This is a genomic window from Microcoleus sp. S13_B4 (genome assembly GCF_036700885.1).
Taxonomy (GTDB): Bacteria; Cyanobacteriota; Cyanobacteriia; order Cyanobacteriales; family Microcoleaceae; genus Microcoleus.
The window spans coordinates 17,507-33,499 of the sequence record NZ_JAUBPU010000010.1; the positions used below are offsets into that span (position 1 = coordinate 17,507).

The 15,993-nt window shown below is 47.7% G+C and carries 9 protein-coding genes; 5 read left to right on the forward strand and 4 right to left on the reverse strand.

All coding sequences use genetic code 11. From position 1 onward, the window contains the following. Window positions 1-41: 41 nt before the first annotated feature. The 4 genes from QT994_RS08360 to QT994_RS08375 all read left to right on the forward strand — a co-directional run bounded on the left by QT994_RS08360 (window position 42) and on the right by QT994_RS08375 (window position 11,658). On the forward strand, window positions 42-5,552 hold the full coding sequence (locus QT994_RS08360) for a PAS domain S-box protein (protein WP_333173349.1): 5,511 nt from the start codon (window positions 42-44) through the stop codon (window positions 5,550-5,552). Window positions 5,553-5,852: 300 nt separating this feature from the next. Then, window positions 5,853-6,065: a hypothetical protein gene (locus QT994_RS08365; protein ID WP_333047630.1), complete on the forward strand. Its 213-nt coding sequence runs from the start codon at window positions 5,853-5,855 to the stop codon at window positions 6,063-6,065. Window positions 6,066-6,097: 32 nt separating this feature from the next. After that, window positions 6,098-10,228, forward strand: a complete 4,131-nt coding sequence (locus tag QT994_RS08370; protein WP_333173351.1) for an ATP-binding protein — start codon at window positions 6,098-6,100, stop codon at window positions 10,226-10,228. 107 nt (window positions 10,229-10,335) lie between these two features. Beyond that, complete coding sequence (locus tag QT994_RS08375; protein WP_333047628.1) at window positions 10,336-11,658, forward strand: response regulator; 1,323 nt, start codon at window positions 10,336-10,338, stop codon at window positions 11,656-11,658. A gap of 145 nt (window positions 11,659-11,803) precedes the next feature. Here QT994_RS08375 and QT994_RS08380 read toward each other — a convergent pair whose 3' ends face one another. Together QT994_RS08380 and QT994_RS08385 are read right to left on the reverse strand one after the other, a co-directional pair. Further along, a complete protein-coding gene (locus QT994_RS08380; RefSeq protein WP_333173353.1) occupies window positions 11,804-12,343 on the reverse strand; it encodes a GIY-YIG nuclease family protein in 540 nt (179 codons plus the stop codon). Between the two features lie 59 nt (window positions 12,344-12,402). After that, the gene (locus QT994_RS08385; RefSeq protein ID WP_333047626.1) at window positions 12,403-12,729 is read right to left on the reverse strand and encodes a hypothetical protein; all 327 of its coding nucleotides are present in this window, start codon (window positions 12,727-12,729) and stop codon (window positions 12,403-12,405) included. 373 nt (window positions 12,730-13,102) lie between these two features. Here QT994_RS08385 and QT994_RS08390 point away from each other — a divergent pair, with 373 nt between their 5' ends. Further along, window positions 13,103-13,903 carry a hypothetical protein gene (locus tag QT994_RS08390; protein WP_333173356.1) on the forward strand — a complete coding sequence of 267 codons (801 nt, stop codon included), beginning with the start codon at window positions 13,103-13,105 and terminating at the stop codon, window positions 13,901-13,903. A gap of 93 nt (window positions 13,904-13,996) precedes the next feature. On the opposite strand, the gene QT994_RS08395 is transcribed toward QT994_RS08390, so the two are convergent. Both QT994_RS08395 and QT994_RS08400 read right to left on the reverse strand, forming a co-directional pair. Continuing rightward, the gene (locus tag QT994_RS08395; protein ID WP_333173358.1) at window positions 13,997-14,860 is read right to left on the reverse strand and encodes a sulfite exporter TauE/SafE family protein; all 864 of its coding nucleotides are present in this window, start codon (window positions 14,858-14,860) and stop codon (window positions 13,997-13,999) included. Between the two features lie 87 nt (window positions 14,861-14,947). Further along, a complete protein-coding gene (locus tag QT994_RS08400; protein WP_333047652.1) occupies window positions 14,948-15,790 on the reverse strand; it encodes a pentapeptide repeat-containing protein in 843 nt (280 codons plus the stop codon). Window positions 15,791-15,993: the final 203 nt, after the last annotated feature.

Here is a 15,993-nt window from a genome sequence, read left to right on the forward strand (position 1 = left end):
CAGCAATAGTGCGATCGCGCCATCGCTACAGGTCAACAAAAATGAGTCGCTTTCAGGTCGGGCCCTTACCTATTAAATCTTATAGTATTGCTACCTTTAGTGCCGGCATGGCATTACTGCTGACAACTCTGTTACTGTTGGCACTCACGGCAACTCCTACAATCTTCTTACTTTTTGGGGCCGCAATGGTTAGCGCTTGGTATTCTGGTTTAAAGTCCACAGAAAAAAGACTAGAAATAGAACGTAAGATTATTTCAAAAGCAATTGAGACGACGGCTTGCTTGATTGTAGTTCTCGACAGCCAAGGACGGATTGTCCGGTTTAACCAAGCTTGCGAAAAAACTACAGGCTACTCGACAGCAGAAGTGGTCAATCAATATGTTTGGGATTTGTTCTTAATTCCCGAAGAAATAGAGCCAGTTAAAACAGTTTTTGCTAAGCTCAAGATCGAAAATTTTCACAGCGAATATCAAAACTATTGGCGCACTAAAAATGGAGATAAGCGCTTAATTTCTTGGTCTAATACTGTGAGCTTAGATGGCGAAGGCTTGGTGGAATATGTGATAGCAACTGGCATCGATATTACTGACCGCAAAGAAGCAGAAATAGCCCTGGCATTATCCTACACTAAGCTAGAAAGCCGCGTCAAACAGCGAACAGCAGAACTGACAGTAGCTAAAGAAGCGCTGCAAGCTCAAGAAGAACGATTTCGCTGTTTAAGTTCCTGTTCGCCAGTCGGCATTTTTATGGCAGATTTTGAGGGGCGCTACACCTATGCAAACCCTCGCTGTCAGGCTATTTGCGGCTTGAGTTTACCAGAACTTTTAGGAGAAGGTTGGGAAAATTGCATTCACCCGGAAGACTGCGATCGCGTATTGGCCCGATGGTGGGATTATACTCGGCAAGGTGGGGAATATGCGATCGAGTATCGCCTGCAAACACCAGAGGGGATTGTGCGCTGGATTAACGTTTGTTCCTCGCCGATGTTCTCCGACTCCGGCGAACTCATCGGGTACGTGGGCACGATGAGAGATGTCACCGAAAGACAACAAGCGCAAACAGCTTTGGCAAGCAGCGAACAGCAACTGAGAAGGCTGCTAGAAAATACGCCAGACCTCATTATCCGCACGGACAAAGAACTGCGCTATATGTATGTCAATCAAGCAGTTGAAAGAAGCCAAGCAAAACCGCTTTCATTCTTCCTGGGTAAAACCAGTCAAGAAATAGGAATGCCGCCGGAACTGTGCCAGATGTGGGATGAAAGCCTGCACAAAGTGTTAGAAACAGGTCAAGAAGAAATTATCGAATTTCAGGCTTTATCAATCAACGGCCTCCGAAGTTATCAATCCCGCGTAGTTCCCGAATTGGACAAAAATGGCGTAGCAGAATCGGCCTTAATAGTCGCCCGCGATATTACAGAAATAAAACTTGCAGAAACTCAAAGATTGCAGTTAACAATCGAGCAAACAGCGAGGGAACAAGCGGAAATAGAACAGCAGCGATCGGCATTTTTAGCAGAAGTCAGCAAAATGCTGGCTGATGCGTTTGACGGGGAAACGGCGCTGCAAAAGGTAGCAGAATTAGCAATAAATTCGATCGCAGACGGGTGCTGCATTCATTTGACCGAAACCGACTCAAAAGTGCGCCAAGTCGCTGTGGCTCACGCAGAAGCCTCTATAGTTGATAGTCTGAATAACTTGAGAATCCGCAATCCGATCGCCGACAATGCTGTTAACGGCTATCCGCTGGTAATCCGCAGCGGAAAATCAGAACTACTTGCCGAAGTGGATGAGGAAATTTTAGCAGCAGTAGCCGACAATGCAGCAGAAATGGAAATATTGCGATCGCTCAATATCGGATCTCACGCTTGCGTACCGCTAAAGGCCCGCGGGCGGGTAATGGGTTCCATCACTTGCTTTACCTCTAAGTTGGGCCGCCGCTACAGTACAGAAGACATGGCAATGCTAGAAGATTTAGCATACCGCGTGGCGATCGCCCTCGACAACGCCAGACTTTACGCAGAAGCGCAGCAAGCACTATCTCAAACATCGCAATCCTTCGCCTTAATTGACTCGCTATTAGAAGCATCTCCCCTAGCGATTTGCTTTATGGATCGCGAAATGCGCTTCATCCGTATCAATCAAGTATTAGCAGAACTCAACGGTTTGCCGATAGAACAGCATCTAGGCCAAGACTTCCGGCAATTGTTGCCAGAACATGCAGCCAAATTTGCGCCGATTATTCAGCAAGTTTTAGAAACTGGCCAGCCTGTCTTAAACTTAGAAATGAGCGGCGAACCTGATGGGAAACCGGGATATTTCGGTTACTGGCTTGCCAACTACTACCCAGTGAAGAATGAAAGAGAAGAAATAATCGGAGTTGGCCTAATTATCACAGACATTACCGCAGCCAAACAAACAGAATTAGCTTTGCGGGAAAGCGAAATGCGCTTCCGCAGCGTGGTAGAATCTAACATGATCGGCATCGGTTTCTGGGATGTCAGCGGCGAAGTTACGGACGCTAACGACGCTTTGCTGGAAATGATTGGATATACGAGGGAAGACTTAGTTTCAAGAGAGATCCGCTGGCTCGAACTTACGGCGCCGGAATATCTAGAACTCGATCGCATCGCCTTGGCGCAAGTCGCAGAATTCGGAAGTTGCGCGCCTTTTGAAAAAGAATACCTCCGCAAAGACGGCACGCGCTTCCCAGTTTTAGTCGGCGGCGGAAACTTCCAAGGATGCAAAGACAAAGGAGCATTCTTCGTACTCGATATCACCGATCGCAAACAAGCCCAAAATCAACTTCGAGAAAGCGAAATACGCATTCGCCGCCAACTAGCAGAACTCGACTTAGTTTACAACACCACACCAGTCGGGCTGTGCTTTGTAGATACCAATTTGCGCTACATCCGCATCAACGAATGCCTCGCTGCCATCAACGGCCGATCGATCGCAGATCACCTCGGGCGCACCGTTAGAGAAGCGAGTCCCGAAATCGCCGATATGGTAGAGCGGATTTACGGCCAAGTGCTGGCGACGCAAACCCCCGTGCTCGACTTGGAAGTTAAGGCCGCAACCAAGCAACAGCCGGGAGTTTGGCGGGATTGGCAAATCAGCTTTTACCCCGTGATCGATGAATCAGGAACACTGCTGGGAGTCAGCACCGTGGTTGCCGAAATCACCGATCGCAACCAAGCAAAACGGGTAATGCAGCAAAGCGAAGCCATATTCCGGCGGCTGTTCGAGTCAAATATTTTCGGAGTCGCGATCGGCGATTTTAGCGGCCGCATCGCCTACGCCAACCAATCCCTGCTCAACATGGTCGGCTACACCCGCTCAGACTTGCTCTCAGGTCAAATGCGGTGGGACAGGATGACCCCCCCCGAATATCTGCACCTCGACGCCTTAGCGGCCGGGGAACTGCGGGCTAAGGGAGTCGCAACTCCTTTCAAGAAAGAGTACATCCGCAAAGATGGCAGCCGCGTGCCGCTTCTGATGGGCGGGACGACTCTGAACCCGGACGATCGCGAACCAGAAACGATCGTCGCATTCTTCATCGACTTGACCGAGATATCGCGGGTGGAAGCAGAACTCAAAAACAATCAAGAACGGCTGCAAATCGCTCAGCAAGCAGGCAAAATCGGAACTTTTGAATTGAACATCCAAACCTGCGAGGTCGCCTGTACGCCGGAGTTAGAGGCTTTGTACGGGCTGCCTGTCGGCAGTTTAGACAGCTATCAACGTTGGGCCCAAATGGTGCATCCAGACGATCGCGCTGTTACCGAAAAGCAGGTGCAGGCTGCGGTGGCCTCCGGGGAGGAATTAAACATTGAGTTCCGCATCTGCCGCCCGGACAAAAGCGTGGGCTGGATTGCTTGCAGGGCTAAGGTGTTTCAGGACGATCGCGGTTTGCCTTGGCGGATGATCGGGGTGAACGTCGATATCAGCGATCGCAAACAAGCAGAAGCAGCGCGATCGCACATCAATCAAACTTTAGAAGCCTTGATTCAGGCTTGTCCCCTAGCAATTACTGTTTTGGACTGCGACGACGGCACTGTGAAAATGTGGAACCCTGCCGCCGAAAGGATTTTTGGCTGGCATGAATCAGAAGCGTTAGGTCAATTTATACCCAGCGTTCCCGCAGACAAGCGGGAGGAATTCAGGGCTAATTTGAAAGGAATTCGCGAAGGAAACGCGATCGCTGGCATGGAAACCCACCGCCAAAGGAAAGACGGCAGCTCGATCGACATCAGTTTGTGGGCAACTCCAGTCCGCGACAGCAACGGCAACATCAACTGTATGTCGATCATCGCCGACATCAGCGATCGCAAGCAAGTCGAAGCACAACGCGCTCAGTTGCTCGATCGCGAACAAGCGGCGCGCGCCCAAGCAGAAGCCATCAACCGCCAGAAAGACGAGTTTCTAGCTACTCTTTCCCACGAACTCCGCACGCCTATAAATGTGATTCTGGGGTGGGCGCAGAGGCTGCGCGCCCTCCCGTACACGGAAGATGATTTAGCTTGCGGTTTGGAGGCGATCGAGCGTCAGTCGAGGGTGCAGGTGCAGCTAGTGGAAGATTTGCTCGACGTTTCCCGGATTATTCAAGGCAAGCTGGCTTTGAAACCCGGCTGGTTCTATATGCTAAGGACGATCGAGGCGGCTCATAATTCAGTTCGTTTGGCAGCCGAGGCCAAGTATGTCACCGTTTCCTCGGAATTTGACCCCGCAGTCGGTTTGATGTGGGGCGACGCCCAGAGGTTGCAGCAGATAGTGTCGAATTTGCTGACTAACGCCGTGAAATTTACGCCTTCGGGGGGAACTGTGGAAGTGCGCGTGTCTGCGGTAGCTGTTACCGATTCCTCATCACCTAATTGCGTGCAAATTACTGTCAGCGATACCGGAAAGGGCATTTCCAAAGAGTTTCTGCCCTACGTGTTCGATCGCTTCCGACAAGCAGACGGCTCGCTTACTAGGCATCACAACGGTTTGGGACTGGGATTGGCGATCGTCCGACACTTGGTGGAACTCCACGGCGGCACTGTGACTGCGGAAAGTCCGGGTAAAAACAAGGGTGCGACATTTACGGTGAAACTGCCGCTCAAACAGCGTCGGAGTAAGCAGCCACAGTTGAGGGAGGAAAGCAAATTCCCTCAACTCCGTCCCGGTATTTTGGCTGGTTTAAAAGTGTTGGTAGTGGACGACGAACCCGACAACCGCCAGTTTTTGATTGTTGCGCTTGAACAGTTGGGGGCGACTGCGACTGCGGCTGCTTCGGCTGCGGAGGCGATCGACATTTTACAGCAGTCGCCACCGGATATTTTAGTCAGCGATATCGGTATGCCCGTTGAGGACGGCTACTCGCTGATCCGCAAAGTGCGATCGTCCGCATCCGACAAAATCAAGCGCTTGCCGGCTGTGGCGCTGACAGCTTATGCTAGCGAAGAAGACCGCGATCGGGCGATCGCCGCCGGTTACAACGAACACTTAACAAAGCCGATCGAAAGCGCTCTATTCGCCGCCGTTTTAGCCAAGTTAAAAAATTTGCATTAGGGCGATCGGGTTCGATGAACGCACAAATCCTATCCTTTCCGTTTGATTCGGATTTTTATGATATTAAATCTTGTAAGGGCGGCTTCACCAATAATAATTGCCCATAATCCAATACGGTTCAGATAAGACCGATTCCCCCTAGCCCCCCTTAAAAAGGGGGGGACAAGAAGTTGCTCAAAGTCCCCCAACAACCAGGGGGATTTAGGGGGATCTCCGGGGAATTAACAGTGTTAACTGAACCGTATTGACCCATAATCTACAATCTCATAAACCCGCCCCCGCTGGCTTTTCATTAACAACATGATTGCCGATACACACAAAGAAATTAGAAAAGTTATCACAGTTTATGTAAGTAAAAATCAGTCAAATGCCAAACAGCTAGAAACAGAACTGACAGAAGCAAATTTTGACAGCCGCGCCCAATCCTCGCTAGTAGTTGGTTATATTGAAGCGGGCGCAAAATTCACAGTTTTTGCGCGCCAATTGCCGGGAAAGGCACGCTACAGCAGTTAAAATACGATTGTCAGCGCAATTGGTTCACACCCATGCCCATTTATCACTTCAACCGCCTAACCGCAAAATTTTTCAGCAAACTTCCGCTGCGAACGGTTCTGATTGTTCCGTTTGTTTTGCAAACGGTGAGTGTAGTTGGGCTAGTGGGCTATCTTTCTTTCAAAAGTGGTCAGGAATCAGTCGAGGATGTGGCGCATCAGTTAATCGAACAAGTAGGAGAGCGAATTAGCGATCGCCTCACCGATAATAATGGACTGTCAGCAATCAATACCTTTTTGGCTAGGCTGCATTTCTCGGCATCGGGACAAACTTTTATTATGGATCGATCGGGCAATCTGATTGCCACATCTACACGAGAAACACCCTTGGTGACGCCAGCAAAAAAGCAACCGACGCCATTGCTAGCCACCAACAGCAAGGATGCCCGAACGCGAGATATTGCTCGACAACTCGCCAACCGATTTGACCACTTTCGCACGCTGCAAACAACCCAGCGATTTACCTTGACGAGCAAGCGCGATAGGCAGTTTGTCCGCGTCACTCCCTATCGAGATGCCCGTGGTTTGGATTGGTTAATTATCGTGGTGGTGCCAGAGTCTGATTTCATGGCTCCGATTCAAGCAAATACGCGCAATACATTGTGGTTATTGGCCGGTACACTGCCGCTGGCGATCGCGATCGGATTGTTGACTTCCCGTTGGGTAACAAAGCCAATTATGCGTTTGAATACCGCCGCCAAAAATGTTGCCAAAGGAAAATGGGATCAACCTTTAGAAATTAAACGCTTGGATGAAGTCGGAGAACTGGCCAATTCCTTCAATCTTATGGCAGCGCAACTGCAACAGGCTTTTGCAGACCAAAAATCTTTAAATGAAGCTTTAGCGCAGAGGGAGAGCCAACTCCAGCAATTTATCGAAGCCATACCTGCGGGAGTATCTATCCACGATGCCTCGGGTAAAGTCGTGTACTTCAACGAAACTGCCAAGCATTGGCTCGGCGTAGAAACTATCCCCGATGCGACTTTAGAAGAAGCAGTAGAAGTTTATCAAATGTACCGCCAAAACCAGCCGTATCCAATTGAAGAACTGCCTGCATTCCGAGCACTGCGCGGCGAAACGGTATTTCTTGAAGATATAGAACTTTATCGAGATGGGAAATTTATTCCTTTTGAGGTACGCGCCACACCCATTTTCGACGAAGGCGGAAACATTATTTATGCCATCATTACTTTTTCTAACATCGCACAGCGCAAACAATATGAAAAAATATTAACTGACTACAATCGCACTTTAGAAGCCGAAGTTGCCCAACGTACCTGGGCTTTAGCTCGTGCTAGCGAACTATTACAATATGAAATGGCAGATCGCAAATTGCTCGAACAAAAACTTTACACTTCTGCCGAGCAAGTTGTAAAAATATTTGAGTCGATAACTGATGTTGTATTGATTTTTAACCATGCAGAAAAAAGCATCCAAATTTTACCTACAAAGGGGATTTTTCAATACAACTATCAGACTAATCAGATCGACTCCATTCTCGAACAATTATTTCACGAGGAAGGCGAGGAGATTTATTTCGGTCAAGTTCGACAGGCATTGGAAACCAAACAAACTATTAGTTTTGATTACAGCCTGCGGATTAATAACAAAGAAGTTTGGTTTGCTGCTAAAATTTCGCCACTGTCCGATAGCTCCGCTGTTTGGGTAGCCCGCGATATTAGCGATCGCCAGTTTGCCGAAGCCCGACTGCTGGAAGCCCAAAAAATTGCCCGTATTGGCAGTTGGGAACACGATATCGCCACAAAAACCACTACTTGGAGCGAGGAACTATATCGCATTTACGAGCTCGATCCGACTCAAAAACCGCTGCCAACCGAACAATTAATCGAGCATTTTCATCCAGAAGATCGATCGCGCTATGTCAAAATGGTTCGCGATCAAGCTATGTCGGGGCAAAGCTTTGAAATTGATCTGCGGCTAATCCGAAGAGATGGCTCGCTCAGTTACATTGAAGTTCGAGGGAAACCGGTTTATGATAAAAAAGGCGAGTTGATCCGTTTGTTCGGCACTGTTTTGGATATTAGCGATCGCAAACAAGCCGAGTCAGCTTTGCGAGAAAGCGCCGAGAGGGAACAAGCGATCGCCCGATCGATCGAGCGCATCCGTCAATCCTTAGATATTGACACAATATTCAAAACCACCACCTCTGAACTGCGACAAACCCTAAAATGCGATCGTGTCGGTATCTATCGCTTTAATCCTGATTGGAGTGGGGAATTTGTTGCCGAATCAATGGCTCCCGGCTGGATATCTCTGATGCAACAACCCGACGATGGTAATGTGCCAAACACTCTCGTCGAACACTCTCGCTGTACCGTGAAAACTATGCAAGCCGACGGTACACCAGTGCTGGATACCTATCTACAAAAAAATCAAGGCGGTATGTACGCTAGAGGCGTTCCTTACCGCATAATTGAAGACATATACAGCGCTGGCTTGAGTCCTTGTTACATAGAACTGTTAAAACAATTTCAAGCTAGAGCCTACGTTATTTTCCCCATATTTTGTGGCAGTCAACTTTGGGGTTTGCTCGCCAGCTATCAAAATTCTGAACCCCGCACTTGGCGCGAAGCAGAAATCAATATTGGGCTGCAAATTAGCACCCAATTGGGAGTCGCCTTACAACAAGCTCAATTGCTCGAAGCCACTCAACAGCAAGCAGTACAGCTTCAACAAGCCGCCTGGGCCGCAGAAGCCGCCAACCTTGCCAAAAGCACTTTCCTGGCAAATATGAGCCACGAACTCCGCACCCCGCTAAACGCAATTCTAGGCTTCTCCCAATTGATGCAGCGCTCTACCAACCTCACTCGCGAACAACAGGAAAATATCCGCATCATCAACCGCAGCGGAGAACACTTGCTCGCTCTAATCAATCAAATATTAGATTTAGCCAAAATAGAGGCGGGACGCATTACAATCAACCCAACAGACTTTCAATTAAGCAGCCTGTTGAACGATTTGGAAGAGATGTTTCAACTCCAGGCAAGGGAGCAACAATTGCAGTTAATATTTGACTGCTCTCGCGAAGTTCCCGAATACGTGCAAACCGATCAACTTAAGTTGCGCCAAGTCTTAATCAATCTCCTCTCTAACGCCATTAAATTTACGAAACAAGGAGTAATTAGGTTAACAGTAAGTGCGGTTAGGGAGGGTGAATCTCAGCAATTACTAATGAGTAATTACCAATTACATTTTGAAATAGCAGACACTGGCTCCGGCATAGCTGCTGATGAGTTAGATAAACTTTTTCAAGCCTTTGTGCAAACCAAAACAGGAACAAAATCTCAGCAAGGAACAGGCTTGGGACTGGCTATCAGCCAACAGTTTATCAACCTGATGGGTGGCGTGATTACTGTACGCAGTGAAGTAGGGCGCGGCACCACATTCGCGTTTGATATCCCCGTCAGCGCCGTTGATGCCCCGGCGACTCAACCCGTACAGCCACTGCGTCGGGTGATAGCGCTCGAACGCAACCAGCCACGCTATCGTATTTTGATTGTGGACGATCAATCGGACAACCGCCAACTGCTGATCAAACTCCTCGCTGCCTTTAACTTTGAACTCCAAGAAGCCACCAACGGCATAGAAGCTATTGAAATGTGGTCGAGTTTTGAGCCACACTTAATTTTTATGGATATGTGGATGCCCGTGATGGATGGACATGAAGCGACCAAACGCATTAAAGCCACCGTTAAAGGTCAAGCTACGGCAATTATTGCCGTGAGTGCCGGTAACGCCGAGGAAGCGCAAACCGTTACTGTATCAGATGATTGCGATGACTTTATCCACAAACCCTTTCGAGATACAGAAATTTTTGCCACCCTGCACAAACATTTGGGAGTGCGTTACATTTACGATGAACCGGAGAGTGTTCCCGAGCCAACTCAAATCGAGGCTGCGACTCCAGAGACTCTGGCAGCTTTACCTGCTGATTGGCTGGCAGCTTTAGAGAAAGCCACAATTGAGTGCGATTTAGAGTTAATTCTGATCCAAATTGAGCAAATTCGCGATCGCAATGACGCTTTAGCTAGCGCTCTAGCCACATTGGCTAACGAGTTTCAGTTCAATCAAATACTAGCTCTCATCCATCCCGAACCAAAATAATAAGGATATGGGATAGGTTTGTAGTGAGTACGCGATCGTCCTCATAAAACCCGATCGGGCGATCGTACTCACTACAAACCTATAAAGGTTATTTTACCGAAATAGATATGAATTACGAACCAACTCCCGTCATAAAAGGGAATATTTTAATTGTTGATGATATTCCGGCTAATTTACAACTTTTAGCTCAAATACTCTCGCAGCAAGGGTACAAAACACGCACCGCACCCGACGGCAAACTAGCGCTGCGGTCGATCGAATTAACTCCTCCTGACTTGATTTTGCTAGACATCATGATGCCCGGTATGGACGGCTACAAAGTCTGCGAAGTATTGAAAGCTTCTCCCACAACCAAGGATATTCCAGTTATTTTTATCAGCGCTTTGAATGAAGTATTAGATAAAGTCAAAGCATTTGAAGTTGGTGGTATAGATTATATCACAAAACCATTTCAGGAACAAGAAGTTCTCGCCCGCGTCTCAAATCAACTCGTGCAGCGCCAGTTGTTCCAACAAACACAATCCTATGCCAAGGAACTAGAACAAACCGTAACTGAACTCAAAAAGACTCAAGCTCAGTTAATACAGAAGGAAAAAATGGCTTCTTTAGGTCAGCTAGCGGCAGGAATTGCTCACGAAATCAACAATCCCGTCAGCTTTATCTACGGCAATATTTCTCTAGCGGCGGAGTATGCGCGAGATTTGCTTCGCCTCGTTGAATTGTACCGACATTACTACCCCCACCCCGTTGCAGAAATTCTCGGCGAATTGGACGAGATTCAACCCGAATTCATCGCAGAGGATTATCCAAAACTGCTGAATTCGATGACAGAGGGTGCTTCTCGGATTAGCGAAATTGTGATGTCTTTGCGGAACTTCTCCCGCCTTGGCGAACAAAAGTACAAGCCAGTGGATATTCATGAAGGCATTGACAATACTTTAGTTATTTTGCAACATCGGCTAAAGGGAGCAAACAAAGCTGGTGAGATAGAGGTCATTAAAAACTACAGCCAACTGCCAAGAGTCACCTGTTACGCCAGTGAGTTAAATCAGGTGTTCATGAATCTGCTAACTAATGCTATTGATGCCCTGGAAAATCAATCGTCCCCCCGAAAAATTACTATCAGCACTTCAGTAGGTTTTGAGTCAGAAGCTGCGCTGCACAATCACGATTCAATATTAGCCACTCAAAACAATCAATCCGTTGTGATTAACATTGCCGATAACGGTTGTGGCATGAGTGAGGAAGTGCGCCACCAGATATTTGACCCATTTTTTACTACGAAGCCTGTAGGCCGCGGTACTGGATTAGGGTTGGCAATCAGTCACGATATTGTAGTGGAAAAACATCGAGGTCAAATCAGTTGTATTTCTGCTCCGGGCCGAGGGACAGAGTTAATTTTGCAGATTCCGATATGTGTTAAATCTTAACTGTTAAAATCTTAACAGACGGAGATGATATATCAGATAGATTGTAGCCGAGCATCTGTAGGGAAACGGCAATGCAGTTTCCGGCGCGGGAATGAGGGAAACGGCAATGCAGTTTCCCTACGGTTCGCATTAAGGACTATTGTATTTACTTTAAATCGAGCAATCCGCTAGTTTTTAGCTTGGGATTAAACCGGATTTCTTCAGTTACACCGCGAGCTTTCAACAGCGATAAAATTTCATTTTCCACCCGCCGCGCGACATTTTTCAACAATTTATCTTTGGCAATTTCATCGGCGAAGATACCTTCATAATTTGCCGTTTCTTGGGCGGTCATCACAGTTTTGGTGTCGATGGGGTCGTTCCACTTGGCAGCATCGGCACCGTTACCCTGGGGTTGGGAACCGTTTTCGGCAATCCAACTTGATCGGATGCTTTCTAGGATAGTGCGGCTGGGCTTGTCAATAGTTTGGACTTTCAGCCAGTAGCAATATTGGGTTTGGCGTACCAAATGCTGTTTGAGGCTGAGGTAAATGTCGCGAGAATAGCCGACAAATTGCAGGACTTTCTCGGTGTCAAAAATCGCGTAAACGCCGATTTTTCCCTGGAGAAAATCGGGTAATTTTCCCTCGGAGTCTATGTATGGAATGAATTCTAAGCTGGCAAGAGATTGAATGTCTTCTGTCATCCGATTTTAGATTTTAGATTTTAGATTTTAGATTAAACCACAGATTAGCCAGCCTTTACCTAACTCTTAAAAACTCGATAAACGGCACAGAGGCGGCTGGGTTTAAATATTTTGGCTTGGAACATGAAATTAGGGGGGACGTTGACGATCGCAAAATCGCTCGATTCATGATACTTTTCAAATTCAGCAGGCATTCCCTTCGGCGTCTCGCTGCTGTAAGGGACTGGCTGAAAAAGTAACTCGGCAAACTCAATGCGCGAGCACTGCAATTGTAGGGCTATTTGTTGGACAAAGCTTTCACCTGTTAATAAACCGAACAGTGCAGTTTTAGCCTCTGGTTCGAGGACAAAACTGCTATCGTAGCTTTCAATAATCTTAAGACCCATTTTCTGTATACTCCTGACAGATGGCGGTTAACGGTTATTGGTTAACTGTTGATCGATCGACTTAATCCTGAATTTTACCTGAGATTGACCGTTTTGAAGGCAGAAGGTATTCGCCAGGAGGTCAATCGATTTTAGATTAAAGATTTTAGATTAAAGAATTGAAGCATTGACCCCAGGGATAAATTCGGGGGGCAAGTTTTATGGGATACAGGTTTTTTATTTCTGGACGGATGAATCCGGGGGCTTGTATCCTGGATGATTTCGGTCAATAAAAATACCACAATCAGGAAATTTTGACAAATAGCCCTGATTTATTTGCCGATCGCTTTTATCATGTCCGTATCGCCATCTATCCGACTACGACTAAAAGGCTATGCAGAAGATTGAAAAAGCATCATTCCCAGCTTCCAGAAGTGCCCCGAACCAGCCGGACTGGCTAGAATTGGTAGAATACGCCTCTGTGGCTGGTTCAGCGATTGGCACGATTGCTGCTGGATTGTCGGGCCAAATTCTCTACGCTGCCGCCCCCTTAACCGCAGCACTCTCGCTGAATCTCGCCAATCGCCAGCGTTTCGAGCAACAAATGCAACAAAAGGCAAATTCTGCGATTACGGACGTACAGGCCGCAGTAGAACGTCGATCGCAGCAAGTTCAGATACTACCTGGAGAACCTGCGGAACTCTACACCGCTGTCTCCGACTTGCAGCAAAAACTCGTGGGCTTGGAATCCGGCGTCATCGCCGAGGTACAAGCTGCCGTAGCCTCCCTCGAACGCCAAGCGCAGGCGCTGCCGGCTGATTCTCAGGATTTCCACACGCAACTGTCGGATTTGCAGCAAAAACTCCGCATTTTGGAAAATAGCGCCCTCAGAGAGCATGATTGGGAAAATGTCAACGTCCGATTTTTATTGATGGGCGAACAGTTAACTGAAGTTAAAACTATTACGACTCAGTTACAGGAGCGATCGAACGAAGTAGACTTGGATCAAATCCAAGGTTCTCTGAAGCAATTACAGGATTTGCTCGATCGACCCACAATAGACACAGGGATGTTGCAAACCGAGATTCAGCGTTTGCAGCAGCAAGTTTCCGAGTTGCAGCGGCAAAATCAAGAAATTGTCAAGCCTTATTTGCAGCGTCTGACTCGCGCCGTGAAGAAACTATCCGCAAATTAGTCTTACTTATTCGTTTTTCGTAGGGTGCAGCGCGGGCATCTTCCCGCAGTCTTTTGTAGGGTGCGCCGGGCCGCGCACCTTACCAATTACAAATTACCCGTTACTAAATTTTTGCCAAGCTTGCCAGAAAACATAAATCGATAAGATTGCCAAGAGCGATCGAAAAGCTAAACTAATAGTGCGATCGGGCAATCTCGGCAAAAACCGCGTGCTCACCTGCGCGCCCAACAAACCGCCGCCCCCCAGAATTAACCCCACAACCCACAAAACATTGCCGCGCGCCGCGTGTCCCGCCGTCGCCGAAATTGCCGTGATGACGATGACGCCCAAGCTGGTTTGAATTGCGGTTTTAATGCTTTCTCCTAACAGCAAAATTTGCAGGGGAACCATAATCACGCCGCCGCCTACGCCGAACAAACCCGCTAATAACCCCGCAGCACTGCCTGTAGCAATTTTAGCAAAAGTTGGATTGAATAAAATATTTGAATTATTGGGTAATTCGTGATTGGTAATTGGTAATTGAGCCTTGTCTCCTTGTCCCGCTTCTCCTCTTAGTTCCTCTTGTTCTGCTTCCGCTTTCTTCTTAGCTGTCAGGTGCTTGCGAACTTCAATCAAATAAATATTGAGCCACAGCAACAACCCAAAAGTAAGTAACAGCAAGTAAGGCGGAAATATCCCCGCCAAATAAGCACCGATTTGTGCGGTAATGACGGCTGGAAATCCGATGCCTGCGACTTGGCTCAAGCTGAGGTAGCCCATGCGCCAATTCTGGATGCTGCCAGAAATAGCTGTAATGACGATCGACAAACCGCTAGTAGCAACCGCCTGTACCGGAGCGTACTTGAGAGCCACCAACAAAGGCACGAGCACCGTACCGCCACCAATACCCAAAAATCCAGCTAGAATTCCGGCAAAAATTCCGGCCGCGCCGAGAATCAATAATTCAGTGATAGTCATTAGTTATTAGTCAGCAGTCAACAGTTAACAGTTAACAGTCAACAGTCAACAGTCAACAGTCAACAGTCAACAGTCAACAATCAAATTTTAAGAATCATTAGTTGTGCCGTCGGGCATAATTGCCCGCCTCAAATCTGCATCGCGGAAGTTAGTTCGATTGAGATTAGCGTCAATCAAAACCGCTTCCACCAAAACCGCCCCGCTAAAATTAGACCAGCACAGTTTGGCCCGGTACAAATTAGCACCGCTCAAATTAGCTCTTGCCAGCGTTGACCAACTCACATTAGCAACTCTCAAATTAGCATTGCTCAGATTAGCGTCGGTGAGATTAGCTCCCACCATCGTTACTTGGCGCAAGTCTGCACCAGCCAAGTTGGCCCCGCTCACCATCGCCCCGCTGAGAATTGCCTGAGTCAGATTAGCTCTCTCTAAAAGCGACTCGCTGAGGATGGCATTTGTCAGGTTTACCGCCTTGAGAGTTGACCAACTCAAATTTGCCTTCATCAAATTAATGCGAATCATGCTAGCGTCGGTTAAGTTGGCCGCAAACAAATTCGCTTCGGTAAAGTTGGCTTCGGTCAAATTAGCTTCGGTCAAATTAGCCTTGGTCATGTTGACTTCTCTGGCCATTGAGCCGCGCAGGTTGGCTCCCATCAGGTTAGCCCCGCTGAGATTGGCGCGGCTCAAATCGGTACCGATGAGATTTGCTTCGCTGAGGTTGGCTTCCGTCATATCCACCCCTGCCAATTTCACCTCGCGCAAGTTCGCTCCTGTCAGGTTAGCGCCTTTGAGGTTTGCGTCTTGGAAATTCGCTCTGGTAAAGTTAGCCTCGCTGAGGTTTACCCCTTTTAAGTCGGCCCCGGCGAGGTTAATTTCTCGAAAATTTCTTTCTCCGGCCGCATATTGCCTCAGAATTCGATCGGCCTCCATGTCATTCGCCTCGCAATTTTTTTTAAACGTTAGAGTGATGGGTGTTACCACATCATCCCAGATAACCACGGTATTCACTCTGCACGCTGTAGTATCTGTAGAATCTTTGCATTGCTTTCGGGGCACTGCGGTGCCACTGCCTCCTAAAAGGTCGGACAAATATCAACGCTTCTGAGAAAATTAGAAATAGCGTAAAACTCTCG